At 59.8% G+C, this 266-nt stretch carries 1 protein-coding gene; it reads right to left on the bottom strand.

Features of this window, described 5'->3' with window-relative positions; translation table 11 throughout:
- Positions 1-115 precede the first annotated feature (115 nt).
- Positions 116-266 (bottom strand): 50S ribosomal protein L6 (gene rplF, locus SB764_RS41045; RefSeq protein ID WP_410866903.1); only part of this gene is annotated, 151 nt, incomplete at its 5' end.

Genomic DNA, 266 nt, shown 5'->3' with positions numbered 1-266 from the left:
ACGAGCGATGAACCGACAGGCGCGGGCGGCCATTGGCAACCGCCTTGATCTGGCGGCGCACACGGCTCGCGCGACGTGCAAGTGCTTCTTTCCTGCTAGCCATTTCGCGTGATCCTTACTTCTTCTTGCCTTCTTTGCGGACGATACGCTCTTCAGCGTACTTCACGCCCTTGCCCTTGTAGGGCTCGGGACCGCGGTATTCGCGGATTTCCGCGGCTACCTGACCGACCTGCTGCTTGTTGATGCCGGAAACGATGATTTCCGTC

The sequence above is a fragment of the Paraburkholderia sp. SIMBA_027 genome (genome assembly GCF_046535315.1).
Classification (GTDB): Bacteria; Pseudomonadota; Gammaproteobacteria; order Burkholderiales; family Burkholderiaceae; genus Paraburkholderia; species Paraburkholderia tropica.
Note: the sequence above shows the minus strand (reverse complement) of the source record. Positions and strands in the feature narration are given on the sequence as shown.